17 protein-coding genes are annotated in these 19,691 nt (G+C 37.4%); 4 read left to right on the top strand and 13 right to left on the bottom strand.

Annotated features, from left to right (window positions below):
• The 3 genes from BMS_RS01015 to BMS_RS01005 all read right to left on the bottom strand — a co-directional run bounded on the left by BMS_RS01015 (window position 1) and on the right by BMS_RS01005 (window position 2,316).
• Window positions 1-783 carry a cytochrome b N-terminal domain-containing protein gene (locus BMS_RS01015; RefSeq protein ID WP_014242929.1) on the bottom strand — a complete coding sequence of 261 codons (783 nt, stop codon included), beginning with the start codon at window positions 781-783 and terminating at the stop codon, window positions 1-3.
• Window positions 784-824: 41 nt separating this feature from the next.
• The gene (locus BMS_RS01010) at window positions 825-1,316 is read right to left on the bottom strand and encodes a QcrA and Rieske domain-containing protein (RefSeq protein WP_157868207.1); all 492 of its coding nucleotides are present in this window, start codon (window positions 1,314-1,316) and stop codon (window positions 825-827) included.
• Window positions 1,317-1,443: 127 nt separating this feature from the next.
• Entirely contained in the window at window positions 1,444-2,316 is an 873-nt protein-coding gene (locus BMS_RS01005; RefSeq protein WP_044557146.1) for a HEAT repeat domain-containing protein, read from the bottom strand.
• Window positions 2,317-2,435: 119 nt separating this feature from the next.
• Here BMS_RS01005 and BMS_RS01000 point away from each other — a divergent pair, with 119 nt between their 5' ends.
• Window positions 2,436-2,981: a hypothetical protein gene (locus BMS_RS01000; protein ID WP_014242926.1), complete on the top strand. Its 546-nt coding sequence runs from the start codon at window positions 2,436-2,438 to the stop codon at window positions 2,979-2,981.
• A 2-nt stretch (window positions 2,982-2,983) separates the two neighbouring features.
• Here BMS_RS01000 and BMS_RS00995 read toward each other — a convergent pair whose 3' ends face one another.
• The 3 genes from BMS_RS00995 to BMS_RS00985 are packed head-to-tail and all read right to left on the bottom strand — an operon-like array spanning window position 2,984 to window position 5,648.
• On the bottom strand, window positions 2,984-3,160 hold the full coding sequence (locus BMS_RS00995; protein ID WP_157765593.1) for a hypothetical protein: 177 nt from the start codon (window positions 3,158-3,160) through the stop codon (window positions 2,984-2,986).
• On the bottom strand, window positions 3,157-4,458 hold the full coding sequence (locus BMS_RS00990; RefSeq protein WP_014242924.1) for a hypothetical protein: 1,302 nt from the start codon (window positions 4,456-4,458) through the stop codon (window positions 3,157-3,159). The genes BMS_RS00995 and BMS_RS00990 overlap by 4 nt, the downstream gene beginning before the upstream one ends.
• On the bottom strand, window positions 4,458-5,648 hold the full coding sequence (locus BMS_RS00985) for a thiolase family protein (protein WP_014242923.1): 1,191 nt from the start codon (window positions 5,646-5,648) through the stop codon (window positions 4,458-4,460). Before BMS_RS00985 ends, BMS_RS00990 begins: the two co-directional genes overlap by 1 nt.
• Before the next feature lie 91 nt (window positions 5,649-5,739).
• Between BMS_RS00985 and BMS_RS00980 the strand changes: the two genes are divergently transcribed.
• Window positions 5,740-6,165: a hypothetical protein gene (locus BMS_RS00980; protein ID WP_014242922.1), complete on the top strand. Its 426-nt coding sequence runs from the start codon at window positions 5,740-5,742 to the stop codon at window positions 6,163-6,165.
• 14 nt (window positions 6,166-6,179) lie between these two features.
• Window positions 6,180-6,611 (top strand): FliG C-terminal domain-containing protein, encoded by a 432-nt coding sequence (locus tag BMS_RS00975; RefSeq protein WP_014242921.1) that lies wholly within the window; start codon window positions 6,180-6,182, stop codon window positions 6,609-6,611.
• Between the two features lie 18 nt (window positions 6,612-6,629).
• Here BMS_RS00975 and BMS_RS00970 read toward each other — a convergent pair whose 3' ends face one another.
• From BMS_RS00970 to glmU, 7 genes are all read right to left on the bottom strand, one after another.
• A complete protein-coding gene (locus BMS_RS00970) occupies window positions 6,630-7,109 on the bottom strand; it encodes a Crp/Fnr family transcriptional regulator (protein ID WP_044557145.1) in 480 nt (159 codons plus the stop codon).
• Entirely contained in the window at window positions 7,093-8,001 is a 909-nt protein-coding gene (locus BMS_RS00965; protein WP_014242919.1) for a Ppx/GppA phosphatase family protein, read from the bottom strand. Before BMS_RS00965 ends, BMS_RS00970 begins: the two co-directional genes overlap by 17 nt.
• A complete protein-coding gene (mtnA, locus tag BMS_RS00960; RefSeq protein ID WP_014242918.1) occupies window positions 7,998-9,053 on the bottom strand; it encodes an S-methyl-5-thioribose-1-phosphate isomerase in 1,056 nt (351 codons plus the stop codon). Before mtnA ends, BMS_RS00965 begins: the two co-directional genes overlap by 4 nt.
• Window positions 9,050-11,317 carry an AsmA family protein gene (locus BMS_RS00955; RefSeq protein WP_014242917.1) on the bottom strand — a complete coding sequence of 756 codons (2,268 nt, stop codon included), beginning with the start codon at window positions 11,315-11,317 and terminating at the stop codon, window positions 9,050-9,052. The genes mtnA and BMS_RS00955 overlap by 4 nt, the downstream gene beginning before the upstream one ends.
• Window positions 11,318-11,415: 98 nt before the next feature.
• Window positions 11,416-13,665, bottom strand: coding sequence for an ATP-dependent helicase (locus tag BMS_RS00950; protein ID WP_052590546.1), 2,250 nt, complete (start codon window positions 13,663-13,665; stop codon window positions 11,416-11,418).
• A 1-nt stretch (window position 13,666) separates the two neighbouring features.
• Window positions 13,667-15,490, bottom strand: a complete 1,824-nt coding sequence (glmS, locus tag BMS_RS00945; RefSeq protein WP_044557143.1) for a glutamine--fructose-6-phosphate transaminase (isomerizing) — start codon at window positions 15,488-15,490, stop codon at window positions 13,667-13,669.
• 137 nt (window positions 15,491-15,627) lie between these two features.
• The gene (gene glmU / locus BMS_RS00940; protein ID WP_014242914.1) at window positions 15,628-17,028 is read right to left on the bottom strand and encodes a bifunctional UDP-N-acetylglucosamine diphosphorylase/glucosamine-1-phosphate N-acetyltransferase GlmU; all 1,401 of its coding nucleotides are present in this window, start codon (window positions 17,026-17,028) and stop codon (window positions 15,628-15,630) included.
• Between the two features lie 238 nt (window positions 17,029-17,266).
• Between glmU and lon the strand changes: the two genes are divergently transcribed.
• A complete protein-coding gene (gene lon / locus BMS_RS00935; RefSeq protein ID WP_014242913.1) occupies window positions 17,267-19,684 on the top strand; it encodes an endopeptidase La in 2,418 nt (805 codons plus the stop codon).
• Window positions 19,685-19,691 lie beyond the last annotated feature (7 nt).

Raw genomic sequence — 19,691 nt, 5'->3', positions numbered from 1 at the left:
CTAAAGTGGAGCCGAAATCCCACCGTCTTTTCTAACTCTCCAAAAGTGAACTGCAATGAGTACACCCACAACAAGTGGTATAAATACACAGTGAAGAATATAGAATCTCAATAATGCTGGCTCACCAACAAAACGTCCTGCTAGTAACTGAAAACGAACATCGTTCTTATCAGAAACCATAACAAAGTCACCAATCTGAGCTAAAGCAGCACCTGGACCACCGTGACCCATAAATGGAGTTGCTTTTGCCATGTTCGCACCAACTGTAATCGCCCAAATTGCAAGCTGATCCCAAGGAAGGAGATAACCTGTAAACGAAAGAAGTAAAGTTAATACGAGAAGAATAACACCAATACCCCAGTTAAATTCACGAGGTGGTTTATATGATCCAGTCATAAATACTCTAAACATGTGCAGCCAAACAGTAATAACCATGGCGTGAGCACCCCATCTGTGAATCTCTCTCATAATACCGAGAGGCACGTGCTCCTTAAGAGCGATGATATCGTTATACGCGTATTCTGCAGTTGGTCTGTAGTAGAACATTAAAAGTAGTCCCGTCACTGTAAGCGCGAGGAAAATAAAGAATGTTAAACCACCCATACACCAAGTGTAGCCAAGTTGAACCCCAGACTTCTTTAATTTAATTGGGTGTAAATGAAGAAACACGTTACCCGCAACAACACTAGCTCTGTTACGAGCGTTGTCTGGAGGTCCATGTCTAAAAATAGACTTCCATACTTGTGTTTCACGAACCTTTTGCGCCAAACCTTTTTCTGACATCTTTTTCTACCTTATTTAATTATTTTTTCTCTTTAATATTTTTATACACTTAAAAATGAATCTGGATTATCCCACTGTCCCTTCTCTTGGCGGTAAACCTTAGTCTTATCAACTAGGATTGTTCCTTTCGCCGTTAGAGAAATCTTATATCTTTCAAGTGGTCTTGGGGCCGGTCCCTCAAAGTTTACACCACTCATATAGTAACCAGATCCGTGACAAGGACACTTAAATTTTAATTCAGCAGGAAGCCAGTTTGGAATACAACCTAGGTGAGTACAAATATTTGATAGAGCAACAAGTCTACCTTCTTGCTTAACCATCCAAACACCGTATCCATTCTTCCAACGCTCATCTACACCCTCTTCATAATCACCAGGTCTTCCAGCATCGAAATCCATCTCAGGGTCAAAACTCACATTAGGATAAGAAAAACGAAAAGCTAAAGTTGCAAGTCCTGCGCACGCAGCAGAGAAAGCAATCCAAGCAACAGAGAGATAACTAAAGAACTCTCTACGGTTTAAACTTTGTTTCATTTCAGTACTCATTCTCAAACCTTTAAAAAGTTTAATACCCCGAAAACCAAGCACTCCGGCTTCGTTAACAGGGTTTATTTAATATTAATTCTAAAAAATTACGTAGTTAGATTATGCCGACAATGTCTTAATTTTTCAATTCATTTAAAACTTGCTGTGCTTTTGTTGTAACTTTTGGATTATTATTCCCATCAACAACACTTTGCACAAGACTCGTCACTTTCTTCCACTTCATTTTTTCAATAGCATTCAATATATTTAATTTTAAATTAGTCACCTGATTCACATCAAATGAAGAACTCTTATCAATTTCTAAAATTTGTTTAATCATTCCAAGTGCAGCTTCATTCTTATAGTAAATAAGAGCTGTTGCTGCAGAGTATCTCACTGCGATACTATCATCTCTCAAGCTAGCAATAACCGCGCCCTCAAGCTCTTCAACTCTATGAGTACCAACCGCTAACACTACCGCTTGCCTGATGGCGTGATCTTCATCTTTAAAGTATGGCTTAAGCGTTTCCCAGTTGAAATTCATTCCCAGAGGCATGTTACCCAGTGCAACAAGAGCATGGAATCTCACGTCCGAACTCTTATCTTTAAGGGCCGCTTCAAGAACAGGAAATGCAAGTTCAGTTCTTAAACCACCTAAGGCAACTACAACAAAATCTCTAGTTCTTGGGTCTGGTGAATTATTATAGACATCGGTTAGATTTTCTACCAACCAAGGAATATCCTCATCAGGAATCTGCGAAGAGCCTATTTTCTTACTTAATTCGTAAGCTGCAATCCACTTATTCCCAAAGGCCTTAGACTGAAGTTCTCTAACGTGATCTTTATAAGATGTTTCAGCAGAGAGCATTTTAGTTACACCGAAAATAATCAAAGCTCCCACTAGGACAATAGCAATAGGAACAACAAGACTTCCTACAAAAGGATTCTCAAGTAACTTCTTGTCACCTTTTAGTACTAACTTCTTTGGTTCTTCGTTCGTTTCTGCCATGGAATTGAGCCTTTTCAATTGCCTCTTATTGGACTATGTTCAATTTCGATTTATAAAGCTCTTAGTAGCAAATCTACACTATTATGACAATTGAATTAAAACTTATACGGACATAGAAAATGGCAAATTTACTTAGAACTCTGATCTTAATCATGGTTGCTTCTGTCTTACTCACTGCTTCAAAAGCTCTAGGCTACGATCTAGTCGAGCTCTCGCACATTCACTTAGCAATTATGGTTTTCATCTACACCATTTTCGCTCAGGCATTTGTCATGTTTTATTTCATTGGCGTTGCAAGGCTAGTAAATAATATTGATCTAATTCTACACTCTGAAAATAATCTCGGAGAGCTATTCGAAGAAGCTCCAGAAGACTTAGGCCCATATATAAAGAAAGTTAAGCGCTTTGTTCATGAGGCAGACCTTTGCAAAAGGCAGACTATTCCTTGGACAATTCTGATGCTTATTTTGGGGATGATTGGCTTCTTACTAGGTGGCGCACACGACACAGGCTTGGTTGCAAAAACAACTCACTCCGGTGTGATTTATGGTTTTATCGTATCAATGCTAATTGGTTTTTTTAGACAATGGTACTATCTAGGAAAGAGCCACGTTTTACTTAGAAAAGTAAAAGGGCTCTTCGAAATACCAGACGGTCAAATGTAAACTTACTTACACTTATTCATGGCCTTATCAAGTGGAGAACAGTAACCCTTTCTCTTCTTCACTTTATTTGTAACTTCTTCAGTTTTCTCATTCACATCTTCTTTAATTTGCTCATTCGTACTTGATGAACAAGAAGCAATAAAACTTAGTAACATTAAACTACATAGAATTTTTTTCATATTTTTTTCACCCATATAAATACTTTATTCTTTCCAGGAGGATTTCGTATCGTCCTAGTCCTACTTTCATAAATTACTGTGTCATCAACTTCGTTAACCTGGGCCATAAACTCTTTAAGCTTTGCCCTTGGTACGTAGAGATTATAATAAAATCCTCCAGGCACGGCCAACCCTGGCTTAACATTATCGACCTGAGTGACTTCGTATTTCTCTAGGAGTTGATTTAAACTTCCTCTAACCCTTTGGGCATCCACAGACTTCATCATCACACGATAAACTTTTGTATTACCATAGCGAGAGTCTCTATAACCCCTCTGTCTTAATTCTTCGTACTCAGATTGTTCAAGCCCTGCAATTTCAAAATCCTTAGGTAGCGAATCCATTGATGTCAAAACAACCTCAGATTCTGCTTCAAAGCGAGCTTCTTCAACAAGAGTCTCACCTAATTGACTGGCACTATCATCAACTTCATCGATAGCTGCAACATTTAGTGGGAATGATTTTTCTTCAACCGGCTCGTTTGACTTAAAAGTTAAGTTCTTATCAAGCCACTTAAACTGTGGCTCATAGACGGATATCTTCTCAGTTAAATATTTTTCAAAGCTTTGATTCCCATATTTTAAAACATAGAAAATACCTGTACCAACAGCAAGGAGAACCAAGACCTCTGCGATAAAGACGGCCTGTTTCTTTAACGAGGCATTCTTTCTAATTCTTGAAAGATTGAACTCTGGATGAAATAAATCTTTCTTCATCCTTTCTAAAAAAATAGACCACTCATCATAGAGCGTAACTTCTAGGGCGGGCATGATCTCTTCTTCATGACTCCCTCTATAGATTTCTTCTAAGTTGTATTTATTTTTTAGATCCGAATATTTGATATAAATATTTTGAGAGGCCTTATTTCCAACTTGAAAAGTTTCGGAAAAGTAATCTTCATAATGAGGGTAAACTTCCACAAAGAAAACTCTAAGAGTTGAAGCCAATTCAGATACACCAATATTTAATTGTGCCGACAATTCTAAAATTGAAATATCTTTTTTTATAAAAATATAACTGATGAACTTATCTCTTACCCACTGAAACCATGAAATGATTGGACCAATTTTTGTGTTGGTTGTTGCATACTCAAAACGTGCAGATATTTGAATAAGCGAGAGCCCATCTAAGAAAAATAACTTCCAGAACTCTTCAAATTCATCACGAAAGCGCCCCTGCCATGTAATGGACTCAATATTGAGCCCAAGCCATGAGCGAAAATCTTCAAAATCTTCTTTATAAATTAAGACTTTTTCCATTAAGCGTTTTCAAACCTTTTAATTAGAACAGCAATTCCCTGTCCTCCACCTATACAAGCAGATGCAATTCCAAATTCTCTCTTAAGAGCATGTAATTGTCTAGCTAGGGTTAGGGTAATCCTAGTTCCTGATGCCCCAAGAGGGTGCCCTAGAGCTACTGCCCCTCCCCAAATATTTAATTTAGACTCATCCAACTCAAGGTCCTTGATACAAGAAAGTGTTTGCCCTGAGAATGCTTCATTTATTTCAACGAGATCAATATCTTTAAGCTCCATATTATTAGCACTTAGTAATTTCTTAATAGCAGGACTTGGTCCAATTCCCATTATTGTTGGATCAACACCTACAACACATCCATCAACAATCTCGGCCATTGGTGTTAGATTATTCTCAATACAAAATTTTCCTGAGGCCAAAACAACAGCTACTGCACCGTCAACAATTCCAGAAGCAGATCCAGGAGTAACCACACCTCCTTCTTTAAATGAATCTCTTAGCTTTTTCATATCATCTAAAGAAGCATCTTCTCTCATGTGCTCGTCTCTTTCACAAACACCTCTCTTCAATTCAACTGGAGTAATCTCCCCTTGAAGGTGTCCATCTTTATAGGCCTTCGCAGCTTTTTGATGCGAACGAAGAGAATACTCATCGCACTGATCTCTTGTTACGCTAAACTTTTCAGATAATTTCTCTGCCGTTATTCCCATTGGAGAATTTGTAAATTTATCCGTCAGAGAGTCTAGAAGCATATCTACATTTTTAAGAGGACCGTATTTCGTACCAAATCTTCCGCCGTAAACGAGATGTGGAACTAGTGACATATTTTCTGAACCAGCGGCCAAAACACAATCATGCTCTCCGGCTTTAATCATTCTAAATCCATCAAGTATTGACTGAATACCCGAGCCACACAGTCGGTTAACATTGTATCCAGGTACTTCCTCTGGACAACCTAATTTAAGTGCCAAATGCCTTCCACCATAAATAGTATCAGTTGTTGAAGTGACAACATTACCAAAGATAACATGCTGAATTTTGGAGGCAGGAAGCGCTACATCTTCTAGAGCGGCCTTCGCGGCAACAACGGCAAGATCAACAGGAGAGATGTCTTTTAATGACCCTCCAAACTTACCAAATGGCGTTCTCTTTCCACTTACTAAGTAAATTTTTCCCGAATCAATAGACGTCATATTTGCCTCCTTGTAACAACTAGTACTGATCTCGTAAAATTATAGTGTCGCAGAGTACACATCTGCAAAACATTTTCTTAAGAGTCGAATTATGACAAATATTACTCACCTCAAGGCTACAAGATTCAGAGAAGCAGAAGAAAAGCGCTACAATTCAGAGCTTAAAAAGCTACGTGACGAACACGAGAGAGAGTTTGGTAAAGAAGTCAGAAAGAACGAAGCTCAAATTACTCGCTTAAGAAATGATTATGAAAAGAAAATTAATGCTCTAGAGATTGAACTAGAGCAAAAATTAACAAGTGTTAGATCAAAGCAAAATAAAACGGTCATGCTTGAGAATGAAAGATTAAAAGAAGAGCTTGAAAATCTTAAAAAAGCTCATGATGACCAAGTTAATGAAATTCAAGAAAGCCAAGAAAGTGAGATTCAACATCTTGTAGAGTCTCATCAAAATACAATCGACAACGCCCGCCAAAAGTTCATGAAAGAAAAAATGAAATGGGAAGAACAAGCCTAACCTGGAGATAAGCAATGGATGCGAATAATACTGCAAGTGGAGTTTTCATTAATGGAAAAGCACAAATTATCGAAATGCTCCAAATCATGCCAGAAGAAGAGAAAGCAACTCTCTTTAGAAATATTCAAAAGAGAAATCCACAGCTAGCAGCTGAGCTACAAGAAAAAAGTATTTCTTTTAACGATATTTATAAATTGAACGAATTTGATTTAAAGACTCTTTGTAGAAATATTCACTCAGGAGTTTTTGGAGTTGCCATCAGAGCCTGCTCACTAGAGTTTCAAAAGAAGGCCCTCTCATCTCTTCCAAGAGAGTATGCTGAGAAGTCTTACCATGCAATGAAAGCGAGATTAAATAATGAAAACGACTCTATTGCTAAGGCCAGAGAAAAAGTCGTTCAGATGATTGCAACATTAAGTAGAAGACAACAAATTAATCTAAACTAATATTTTTAAGCAGAAGAGCTATATTCCTCTTCTGCTTCTATATTCCTTTAAAGCCTCTTTCATTTCTTTTTGCTGACTACTATTTAAATTAAATTGATCTTCCATGTCTGATGGAACAACTCTATGCTCACGCATAAGCTCATCAACATCTCTCAAGCGATCTGTTAAAGTAACCATAATATTAGTAACCCACTCTGGGCACTCTTTAAGAACTTTTCTTATATCTGACTTCTTAATCATATAGACTTCAGTTTCTTCCAAAGCAATAGCAGAAGCATATCTCTTCTCATCACTAAACATTGAAAGCTCACCTATGAAGTTCTTCTCACCGATAACGGCCAGAGGATGTACTCCATTATCATCTTCCTTAATCAGTTGAATCTTTCCTTTGGCGATCACATAGAGGTAGGTAGAGTTCTCGCCTTCATGAAATAAGACAGAACCTTTCTTTATTTTAACGACATCTTTAAAATGATCGTCATTAGATATATCGTTCATCAATTCCTCCTGAAAGTAAAACTCCATGGCGAAGTCCTAGAGTAGAAATCTTAAATGAATTGCAATTAATAACTTCTGATATCTTCTTTGCTACGAGTGTGCCCCCATAGATACTAAAGGCACGCTTTCCACAAATAGGATAAGCCTCTAAAATTTCTGTTTCAGACTTATTTTCCAATTCACCTAATATTTTTGAAAGAGTTGCATATTTGAACTCATAACCTTCAACATCATCTTCATTAAAAGAGTCTAAGTTCTTTAGCATGGCCGCTAAAGTTGTCATTGTTCCAGCAACACAAATTAATTCATCAGTTCTATATTCTGATAAATTATTATCCTTTATTATTTTCTCAAAGTTATCATCAAAAGCTTTCTTCTCTAGCCAGTCAGTTGCACGAACAGAGCCAATAGGAAGACTCACTGATGAAATTATTTCATGAGTTTTTGCATTTACTCTTATGAGTTCAGTGGAAGCTCCTCCAATATCCATAATAGATACGATATCTCTTCCTTTCGAGGCTCCGCTTACAACACCTCTTGCCGTATAGAAAGCTTCCCCTTCTCCAGAAATAATTTGAATGATAAAGCCTAATTGATTTTTTACAATATCTCTTAGTATTGAGAAGTTTTTGGCAACTCTAGAAGCTTCCGTAGCTGTCACAACGACATCACTTGCAGAGATCTCATGAGAATCTAAAATTGCTTTGTACTCGGTGAGTGCTTTGACTGTTCTTTGAATAGATTCTTCTAGAAACTCCTGGTTAACATCTAAATCTTTTCCTAGTGATGTTATTCTAGATTCACTTTCAATAACTCTAAAGCCACTCTCTTCCAGATCTAAGACGCAAAGAAGGCAGCTATTAGAGCCTATATCAATGCTCGCACGAATCATTCCTGACCTGTCACTTTTAAAAGATTCTCTCTCGTGACAGGGTCGATCATTCCACTTTCACAAATAATACCTGTAATACAATTTGCATCTGTAACATCAAAGCTTGGATTTAGTGCAGAAGTTCCCTCTGGGGCAACTCTTTGATCTCTAAAAGAGAGAATCTCATTCTCATCTCTCATTTCAATTGGTATCTCACTTCCTTCTTCAGAGGTGAAGTCAAATGAACTTGTTGGGGCCACGACAAAGAATGGAACACCATAATGTTTGGCCACAATACTTAAAGTAGAAGATCCAATTTTATTAGCAGTATCTCCATTTTTTACAATTCGATCTGCTCCAATAAAAATAGCGTCTACCAGTTTATTTTTCATTAAATATGAGAAAGAACCCTCAACAACAATGTCATGTGGAACTCCTTGCTTCTTCAATTCATAGGAAGTTAGTCTTGCTCCTTGCATATAAGGTCTCGTTTCAGAAGCATAGACGTGTTCTATAAGATCATTTTCAAATAAGTGACTTATCACTCCCAGTGCCGTTCCCATTGGTCCACAGGCAAGGTAGCCTGTATTACAAAGAGTCATGATTCGATACTTTCTCTTACCGAATCGCTCGATGAGATCTTTCATCGCAATATTGGCCATCGCTAGATTATCTCTATGAATAAGATCTAATTGAGCATGCCCAAAAGAGATTAATTCGTCTTCAATTTTTTCTGAATTTCCTGCATTAATTAATTGGTCAATCAACTCAACACATCGGTCTAATTCATAGGCAAGATTAACTGCTGTTGGTCTCGATGAATTTAGATACTCGGCAGCTTTCTTATACTCATCTATGCTGGCTCCTCGGTTGCCTCTTGCAAATAAGGCCATCCCAAAAATGCCAGTATAACCGATGAGAGGAGCTCCTCTTACAACCATATCCTTGATAGAATTATAAGCATCCTCTATCGTTTTATTTTCTACAATAATTTCTTCTAATGGAAGTTTTCTCTGATCTAATAGAGAAAGAACCCCATCCTTCCAAGATAAGGGGCTTACAACTTTGCTCAATTGAATAGTCCTTTTAATAATTTATTAATTTTCTTCTTTCCGTCTTTTTTCAAAAACTTTTCTACTTGTTTTTTTGCCTGAACTTTAACAGCAGTCTTTGAAACTTTCTTCAAAGTGTATTGAATATCTGGCTTAAGAGAGAAGCCCGTTCCAACTAGCCTTAAAGGAACTATTTCTGTTCCAATCTCTCTCTTAAGTACGGGAGATATCTTACCTGATAGGTCTTTATAGTTTACGTCGAATGTACTCTTCTTTGTAGCAATAGGACTGATATTTCCGCTACCAGTTACTTCTAAATATTTCTTAGAGTCTACAAATTTAGAAGACTTGATAGCATAGAGATTTTCTTTAAATCTTCCATTCAACGATAGGCTTGAAAACTTTCCATCTACATCTATTTCCTTACCTGCGTATTTTTCTCCAAGCTTAGGAATTGAATTGATAATTGGTTTAATATAATCGCCGATATTAACACCACTCAACTCTCCATTGACTGCACTTACATTTGTGAGCACATCATAACTTACACCCTTGCTCGTCGTTGCGAATTTCCCATTGGCCTTACCTGAAAAGACTCCATGAACACCAGAGAGAACTTTCTTTGGAAGAAATGGTTTCAAAGCGACTAGGTCAAATTTACTCAAGTTAAAATCAAAGACCCCATTTACTCCACTCTTGGCCAAGTTCACAACAGCACTCGAAGCACCCTTTCCATTTGAAAAAGTAAAATCAGCATTTTTCAATTCAACTTTATTGGGAGTTAAATTTAATTTAGATTCTAAGTTAAAAGGCTTTTGACCAATTTTTACATTGTTCATCTTTATAGTTAAACTTCCAGGAGGAATAATTGGAACGACGCCTGGTTTTGGTTCTTCTTTACTGGCCTCTGAGTTTGAACTTGACTCTGATGCTGCTTGTGCCTCTGCACTTTTAGCGTAGAGCATCTCTTGAATTAATCCTTCTGAAATAGAAATATTCTGTACATTTAAGAGAGTATTACTGACTGGTAAATTCTTAGCACTAGGTGGATTATTCAAGTCAATAGTCATCACGTTTTGAAAAATGACAGTACCGTCTAAGACCTTAGCTTCCGCCTTTGCTTTAAAACTTTTCTTAACTAGCGAACCATTTAAAGTCGTTTTAGTTGTGAAATTCTTGTCAACATACGTTAGCTCTGGCCCTAGGGAGAAATTTAAGTTTGGAGTAATATAACCTTTCTTGCTTAGTTTAAGGTCTCCATTTAATTTTATGCTACTTCCCTTTGGAGATAGAGAGGCAATATGCAGGTCTGCTATAGATAAGAGATCCTTTAAGAATAATTCCGTATTGATCTTCTTCACATCAACACTTCCATTATTCATATGCACTTCCAATGAAATTTTATTCTTATCTAAGAACGAGATATCAGAAGCTATAAATATTTTTCCACTCTTCTCTACAGAGGTTTTAATGTCGGCCTTAATTTCTGGCAATGTGTTTTTCAAACCAGGTACCATCATATTCTTAATCTTTAAAACAGAAACAGTGTCCACTTTTTGCTTAGATATAATTTCTGTAAGATTAAACTGACCTATTAATAATGCATCTAACTTAACTAGCTCACCTGTTTTCATTTTATAATCTATATTAGAGCTTATTTCATAGGCGCTTGAATTCTGAACTCCAATCTTCTTTAATAAGACTTTTTCAAGATTCACATTTCCCTTACTACCATCCTTTAAATCGTAGTGAACGATTAGATTTTTCACATCTAAGCTTGCAGTACTATTTAAGAGAAATGTTGGAACGGCTAATTTTGCAGCAGAACTCTCCTCCTTATTGGCCGCTTCGGATGCCTGCTTCTTTGCTTGTGAAGCCGTCTTAGCTTTCTCGCTAGCAAGGGCCAAGCTCCAATTATTAGATTTCTTCGTTTCAACATAATGAATATTTGGAGAATTTAAAGTAACACTGAGATCTCCACCACCAGTAAGGATTGAAAAAATTGGTACATTTATTTGTAGGTTTTTAAGTGAAGCAAGATCATGTGATGGACCGCTAATAGAAAGAGACTCAACGTTAACCACGACAGAAAGCCCAAAGTCTATTTCTGTTTTTCCCAATTCGATTTTTGATTTCGGAAATGTTTTTTTCAGGAAAGTAAGGGATATCTCTCTAACTTTCTTAGGAGTTACTAGTGATTTCGCGTAAAAGTACGCTCCAGTAAATAGTCCGAGAAATAATAATCCTAAAACTGAGCTAATGATCAATAGCTTTTTTGACTTCATGCTTCAAATCCTTTTGAGTATTGCTAGAAGTCATTATCACAATTTAGAGAGATTGGGTCAAACACTAATGAGTCTTACCCGAGTGCATAGGACCACTACTAAGCAAGAACTAATGGCGCAAATTTAACTAAGAATTTCTTTCTGGCACCGTCTGAGAACTTAATTGATACCTTCTCTTCAGCACCATACCCAGAAGAATCTAAGACAGTTCCCTCACCGTAGAGTGAGTGAATAATTTTAACACCTTTAGGGAACTTGGCCTTTGGAGCACTCTTCTCTTCTTTAAACGAAGCCACTTGATAGACTGCCTCACCTTCGTCGTAGGATTGGTCTTGATTGTAGTCATCAAAATCATCTTCACTATCCCAAGAGTTTCCAGAGGACATTGTAGATCCATTAGGCTTACGCCATTGGTAGTACTTATTAGGAATTTCATGTAGGAATCGACTTGGTCCATTAAACCTTAACTGGCCAAAGAGCATTCTTCCCTGAGCAAATGTTATATATAGTTTTTCCATGGCCCTTGTCATGGCCACATAGAATAGTCTTCTCTCTTCTTCTATTGCTGTTTCACCATTTTCAAGACTCTTATAACTTGGAAAAATATTTTCCTCAGCTCCCGTCACAAAGACGTGAAGAAATTCAAGCCCCTTCGCTCCGTGAATTGTCATTAAAGAAACTTCACCAGTATTTTCAGGGTTATCCCCTTCTCCAGAAGTATCCAATGTAATGGTTTCCAAGAAATTTAGTAGAGAGGGAGATTTATTAGACTCTTCGTACTGCACGATTGCATTTTGAAGCTCTTCTAAGTTCTCCATTCTTGCCTGAGACTCATAGTCCTTACTCGATTTAAGAAAGTCCCAGTATCCAGACTCATGCAATAATTTCTCATATAAAGAGCTTGGAGCAACATTATCCACAGAAACTCTTACCTCATTAATAAGAGTCACTAAGTGGCTAAGTGCAGACTTAACCTTAGCAGAGAGGCGAATATGTTTATAATTCTCAGGATTGGCCACGACAGTATCGAGCATTTCCCACAATGAGCAATTATTAGTAACAGCTTCATTCTCAAGCTTTCTAAGTGTTGTTGCGCCAATTCCTCTAGCAGGAACATTGATGATTCGACTCAAGGCCAGAGAGTCTTTCTCATTAACCACAATTCTCATATAGGCGATGAGATCTTTAATTTCTTTTCGTTCGTAAAACTTAACCCCTCCAACGACTCGGTAGGGAATATTATTCTTTCTTAAATTATCTTCTATGAGTCTCGACTGAGTATTTGTTCTGTAAAAAACGGCCATTTCCTTAAATGGATGACCTTCCTTTGAGAGTTCGCGAATTTTTTGGGCCACAAACTCGCCCTCAGTTTTATCATTAAAACATTCAACGATATCTATATCTTCACCATGTGGATTATTAGTCCACATATCTTTTCCCTTTCTCTGGGAATTTCTTGCGATGACATGAGTTGCCGCTTCAATAATATTCTTACTCGATCTATAGTTTTGTTCTAACTTTAAAATTTTTGCATCAGAGAAGACTTCTTCAAAGTCTAAAATATTTCTAATATCCGCTCCACGCCATGAGTAGATAGACTGATCCTCATCTCCAACAACACAGACATTACGATTCTGCTCACTAAGCATTTTCACTAATTCAAATTGCGCTCTATTTGTATCTTGATACTCATCTACAAGAAGATACTTAAATCTTTCTTGATAGCGTTTTAAAACATCTGGAAATTTTTCAAAGAGTTGAATAACACCAGTGATAAGACTCCCAAAGTCAACAGCGTTGGCCTTGTGAAGTTCCGCCTCATACTCTTGATAGAAAGTAAAAAACGAGTCTCCCTGGTCAATTTCATAATCGCACTCTGAAATATCTCTTCCAAGATAATGACCATGATTTTTAAGGTCATCCATATAGTAGAGCACCTCAAAAGGAGACACTTCTTTAGTTGATATTCCATGTCTACCTAGTATGGCCTTTACAACGGCCTTTTGTTCTGAAGTATCATAGATAGTAAAATTTCTAGATAGCCCTAGGTAATTAGCTTCACTTCTTAATATTCTTGCGCAGAATGCGTGAAAAGTTGTGATCTGTAATGCTCCAACATCAGCTTCAACCATAGAACCAATTCGGTCTCTCATTTCACGTGCGGCTTTATTAGAGAATGTTAGCGCTAGAACTTGATATGGACTAACGTGCAACTCCTCTAGTAAATAAGAAATTCTTGTGACTAGAGTTTTTGTTTTTCCTGAACCCGCACCGGCCAAGATCATCACTGGCCCGTCTGTTCTAAGAACTGCTTTTCTTTGTTGCTCGTTTAATCCACTTAAATCCATTCTATTCAACCGTTACAGATTTTGCTAAATTTCTCGGCTTATCAATATCTGTCCCTTTATATTTGGCGATATAGTAAGCAAGTAATTGATTTACAATATTTATATAAATTGGAGAGAGCTCTTCAAGTCCATCAAAATCAATACCAAAGTAGTAATCAGATAACTCTTCCAACTCTTCGTGGTCTTTAGGACCGATTGTTAAAATAACGCCCTTTCTCGCTTTGATTTCTTGAATATTTGAAACTGTCTTTTCAAATAACTCTGGTCCTACTAGAGCAACATTAACCATGTCCTCATCAATCATCGCGATAGGCCCGTGCTTCAATTCACCAGCGGCATAACCTTCAGCGTGTACGTAAGCGATTTCTTTTAACTTTAATGCTCCTTCTAGAGCGACTGGATAGTAAATACCTCTTCCCGTATAGAAGAAACCTTTATGATTATAAACAGACTCTGCAATATCTTTGATTTCTTTTGATCTTGAAATAAGGTGATCAATTTTCTCAGCAAGTAGAGAGAACTTAGAAGTTAACTTTACTCTCTTAGACTCTTCGCTTAGTTCGTCACTTAAAGCAAGAGAAAGTAGTCGTCCAGTAAGAACTTGTTGAGTAAAGGCCTTCGTAGAGGCCACACCGATCTCAATACCTGCTCTAATCAAGAGGTTATTGTCACAATTTCTAAATAGAGTTGATCCATCTACGTTTACTATAGATAGAGTTTTTAACTTACTTTCAGTACATAGCTCTTGAGCCGCTAAAGTATCTGCTGTCTCCCCTGATTGAGAGATGAATAAACCACTTTCACCTTCAATTAAAAGTGGGTTTCTATATCTAAACTCACTGGCAAGCTCTGGTGCACATGGAATTTTATTATATGTTTCAAGAAAGTCTCTAATTAAAAGTCCTGCATAGTAAGCAGTCCCACAAGCTGTCATATGGAACTTACTAGGTTTGAAGCTACCCGCTTTTTTAAGACTCTCTAAACCTTCTCCGTGGAAATAGAATTGAGTTAAAGATCTAATAAGCTCTGGTTGCTCATGAATTTCTTTTAACATGAAGTGCTCAAAGTCACCTTTATCAGTTGGACCTACAGACATATCTTGCTTCTTAGACATGTACTTGTCAGTTGGCTCACCCTTATCGTCGTAGAAGTTAATTAAATTCTTATTCTTCGCACTCAAGTGACAAAGAACATTATCCGCCGGGAAGTAGAGCTGTGACGCCATTCCAGCTAGTGCGTATGGATCAGAAGATACAAAGGCCTCTGAATCTATTTCATTAATTCCACAAACTAATGGTGCACCTTTTTTGATGGCCATAATTTCTAAGACATCTTGATTAAGAACAACAAATGCTGAGTTACCTTCAACTAAAGAGAAACTATCTAACATGGCCTGCTTGAAACTCTTACCGGAAGCAAGCTCTCTCGTTAGTAGAGAAAGGAAAACTTCAGAGTCAGTATCAGATTGAAATTCATATCCGCCAGCAGCCAGCTCTTTTCTAAGTGACGCTGCATTTTCAATAATTCCATTGTGAACAATTGAAATATGATCTTTCATATGTGGATGCGAATTTGTATCATTCACTTCTCCGTGAGTGGCCCATCTTGTATGACCAATACACATTCTCGCAGTGTAATCCTTTCCCTCTAAAGTAGATTTTAGATTATCTAACTTTCCGCTCTTCTTAAAAATTTGAAGATTATTTGATTCATCAATAAAGCTCACACCTGCTGAGTCATAGCCTCTATACTCAAGTCTTCTCAAACCTTCTAAAACAATATCAACTGAATCTTTTGGACCAATATGACCTACAATTCCACACATATATATTCCTTCAGTGCGCAGTGCACAGTTCAATAAATTCTAACTGTAGAAAGATAACACTCGGGAAGGCCCTTTGCCAATAATGAAGCCCTGTAAAGGAGCCTAAATCGCCTTTACAGAACTAAAAAAAGGAATATCTACTTCGATTTTAAGAAGCGCTTGGCCATATTCTCTTTTGTAACTTGTTTTGTCCTTGAAATGGCAAAACTTCCATCACTCATATCGTGAGTTACCGTTGACCCACTAGCCACAAAACACTCATCTCCAATATTGACTGGTGCCACTGTTTGAGAGTCTGATCCGATAAAGCTTTTTTTGCCAATGACAGTTTTGTGCTTATTAGCTCCGTCATAATTACATGTGATAAATCCACAACCAATATTCGTTTCTTCACCAATTTCAGCATCACCAACATAACTAAGGTGAGAGACTTTCACGCCCCTATCTAGCTTAGACTTTTTAATTTCTACAAAATTTCCAATCTTAGACTCTGGGCCAATATCTGCACCTGGTCTCAATCGCGCATATGGTCCCACAATAGAACTATTTCTAAGCACTACTTCTTCTAAGTGTGAGTAGGCCTTTACATGAGCACCATCTTCAATTTTTGAATTGATAATAATACATCCAGGCTCTATTGTTACGTTTTCGCCGATCTCACTTTTTTCATCGATATTTACATAGGGATGTATAAAGCTTCCTCGACCAATTTTCTGCGTATTTATATAAGTATGTCTTGCATCAACGAAGCGCACGCCCTTTACTCTTAGAGCTGTTGCAATTCGTCTTCTCATTATTGTTTCTGACTTCTCTAGTTGCTCTAGGTTATTTACTCCAAGAAAAGATGAAGCATCATCAAACAAAATAGGTGCAACATTGAATTCGTCTTTGAAGAGGTCAGTTAAATAGAACTCTCCCGCTTTATTCTCTGAATCGATTGAGTAAAGGTGCTCAAGAATAAATGAAGTCTTTAGAACGTAGACTCCAGAGTTTACTTCCTGCACTCTTCTCTCTTGCTCATTAGCATCCTTTTCTTCCACAATATGGAATCCCTTATCCTCTGAGCGAATAATTCTCCCATAGCCCTTTGGCGCAGAAACAGAAAACGTCGCGGCGACTCCATCGAGTCCCTTATTCTTTAATTCATTATAAAGGTGCAAAAGAGAAGCCTCTTCAATAAGAGGTGTATCTGCACAAAGGACCATTGTATACTCACAATTCTTAGAGTCTTCAATTTGGTCAAAGTAGCATCTTAGAGCATGGGCCGTACCCAATTGTTCTTTCTGGAAAGCATAAGAAATATTCTCATTCTTATAGTTTTTATTTATATAATTCTCAACTAAGTCCCTACCGTGACCTGTTACGAGCCCAATTAAATTCTTAGATGGTGCTACCGTATTCATCATTGCAACACTTGCTCTCAGAGGGTAATCCACTAAGCAATCTCCCATAAAAGGAGCTAAAGGCTTAGGAACATTGAGATTCATACGAGTCCCTGCTCCCGCGGAAAGAATTACCGTTCCAACTTCATATTTCATAAATATCCTTTATCTAAAATAGAACTAGAGTGAAATGATCGCATATTTGAAACATCCGATCAATTCGCATTAGTACGCACTCTAAGTTACCAACTTTGGGTCAGTACCTGAGTAAGTTACTTAAATAATTGAAAAAAAATATACCAAAAATTATAAAAAGTTTAAAGACTTAGGGAATTATTCCCGATGATTTGAGTGAAAGAAGTAAGGTTCAAAAAGACCATCTGAAGGAGAATATATGGTTACTAACTACGAGGGTGAAAATATTGAGTTCAAAGAAGAGCTTCCCCTCCTACCGATTAGAGATATTGTTGTTTACCCATTTATGATCCTACCTTTATTTGTTGGTAGAGAGTCATCAATTCAGGCCGTAGAACATGCTCTAAATAAGACGGATAGATTAATCCTTCTAGCAAGTCAAAAAGATATTACAGCAGAAATGCCTGAGCCATCTGAAATTTATGAATTGGGTACTGTAGCAATGATCATGAGAATGAGAAAGCTCCCTGATGGAAGAATTAAAATTTTAGTTCAAGGTTTATCTAAAGCTAGAATTCTAAACTTTGATCAAACGGAACCGTTCTTCGTAACAAAAGTTGCCAAAGTAGAAGACGTTGCCGTTGAGTCTGGAGCAGTTGCTGTTAATGCACTCATGAGAAATATTAGAGAACAACTAGAAAGAGTTATTACTCTTGGTAAAGTTCTCTCACCAGATATTTTAATGGTACTTGAAGATATTCAAGACCCGGGAAGACTGGCAGACTTAGTTGCTTCAAATCTCAACCTTCACGTAGGTGAAGCACAGATGATTCTTGAAGTTCTTGATCCTGTTGAAAGACTACATAAAATTAATGACATTCTCTCAAGAGAATTAGAAATATTGGCCATGCAACAAAAAATTAAGCACGTTGCAAAAGATGAAATCAATAAATCTCAAAAGGAATACTTCTTAAGAGAACAAATCAAGGCCATTAAAAGTGAACTAGGTGATGAAAACTCAGAACAACCAGAAGATGAGTTTGAAGAATTTAGAAATAAAATTAACGCTTGTAAAATGCCTGAAGAAGCTGAAAAAGAAGCGATGAAGCAACTTCAAAGATTAGAGAAGATGCACCCAGATTCTTCAGAATCTAGTATTCTTAGATCTTATCTTGAATGGCTTACAGACCTTCCTTGGTCGGCGACATCTGATGAGGTTTATGACCTTGAAGAAGCTCAGGCTATTTTGGACGAGGATCACTTTGACCTCGATAAAGTTAAAGAAAGAATTTTAGAATACCTTGCCGTTAGAAAGTTAAAAGACGGAAAGATGAAGGGACCAATCCTATGTTTTTCAGGACCTCCAGGTGTTGGTAAAACGTCTCTTGGGAAGTCTATTGCCAAGGCCACAGGAAGAGAGTTTGTAAGAATTGCTCTTGGTGGTGTAAAAGACGAAGCGGAGATAAGAGGACATAGAAGAACATATGTTGGTTCAATGCCAGGTCGTTTTATCCAGGCACTTAAGCAAGCAAAAACAAATAATCCTGTCATTCTACTAGATGAAGTAGATAAGCTTGGCGGAGACTTCAAGGGAGACCCATCGAGTGCGCTTCTAGAAGTTCTCGATCCAGAGCAAAATATGAACTTTAGAGATCACTATCTAAATGTTCCATTTGATCTATCAAATGTGATGTTTATTGCAACTTCAAATGTCCTAGAAAATATTCCAGGGCCACTTAGAGATAGAATGGAAGTGCTAAACCTTTCTGGATATACTCAAGAAGAAAAGGTTGCGATTACGAAGAAATATCTTATTCCAAAGCAAATGAATGAGAATGGAATTACTGATGAGCACATTGAATTTACCGATGAAGGTGTTCAAACAGTTATTAAGAACTTCACTTCAGAAGCAGGTCTTAGAAATCTTGAAAGAAGAATTGGTGCTCTTTGTAGAAAAGTGGCCACTAAGATAGCTAAAGGCGAAGTAACTAAAACTCAAATTATTCCAAATGAAGTTGAAACTCTACTTGGTCCTCCAATCTACACGAAGGAAGATGAAAAAGAGTACGATGAAGTTGGAGTAGCAACAGGTCTTGCTTGGACAGCTCATGGTGGAGAGATTCTCTATATCGAGTCAACTAAGATGAAAGGAAAAGGTCTTACTCTAACTGGTCAGCTGGGCGATGTGATGAAAGAGTCAGCTCAAACAGCTATTGGCTATATTAGAAGTAGAGCAAGTGAGCTAGGTGTAAGTGAGAGTGCTTTTGAAGAGAATGAGATTCACATTCACCTTCCAGCAGGAGCAACTCCTAAAGATGGACCGAGTGCAGGTATTACGCTTGCAACAACAATAGTTTCTCTACTCACAGACACTCCTGTAAGTAAAGAAGTTGCCATGACTGGAGAGATTACTCTTACTGGAAAAGTTCTCCCAATCGGTGGACTAAAAGAAAAAGCTCTTGCGGCCATGAGAATGAATATTAAGACAATCATTATTCCTTGGAAAAATAAGAAAGATCTTATCGACATTCCTGAGGAATATAGAAAGAAGCTTAACTTTGTACCTGTAAAGTCAATTGATGAGGTACTTGAAGTTGCTCTTGTTGGATGGAAAAAGAAGAGCGAAAAGCCAAAGAGAAAACAAAGTAAAAATACGCTACCACCAGTAGCAGCATAATAGAAAG

Source organism: Halobacteriovorax marinus SJ, from assembly GCF_000210915.2.
Classification (GTDB): Bacteria; Bdellovibrionota; Bacteriovoracia; order Bacteriovoracales; family Bacteriovoracaceae; genus Halobacteriovorax; species Halobacteriovorax marinus.
Note: the sequence above shows the minus strand (reverse complement) of the source record. Positions and strands in the feature narration are given on the sequence as shown.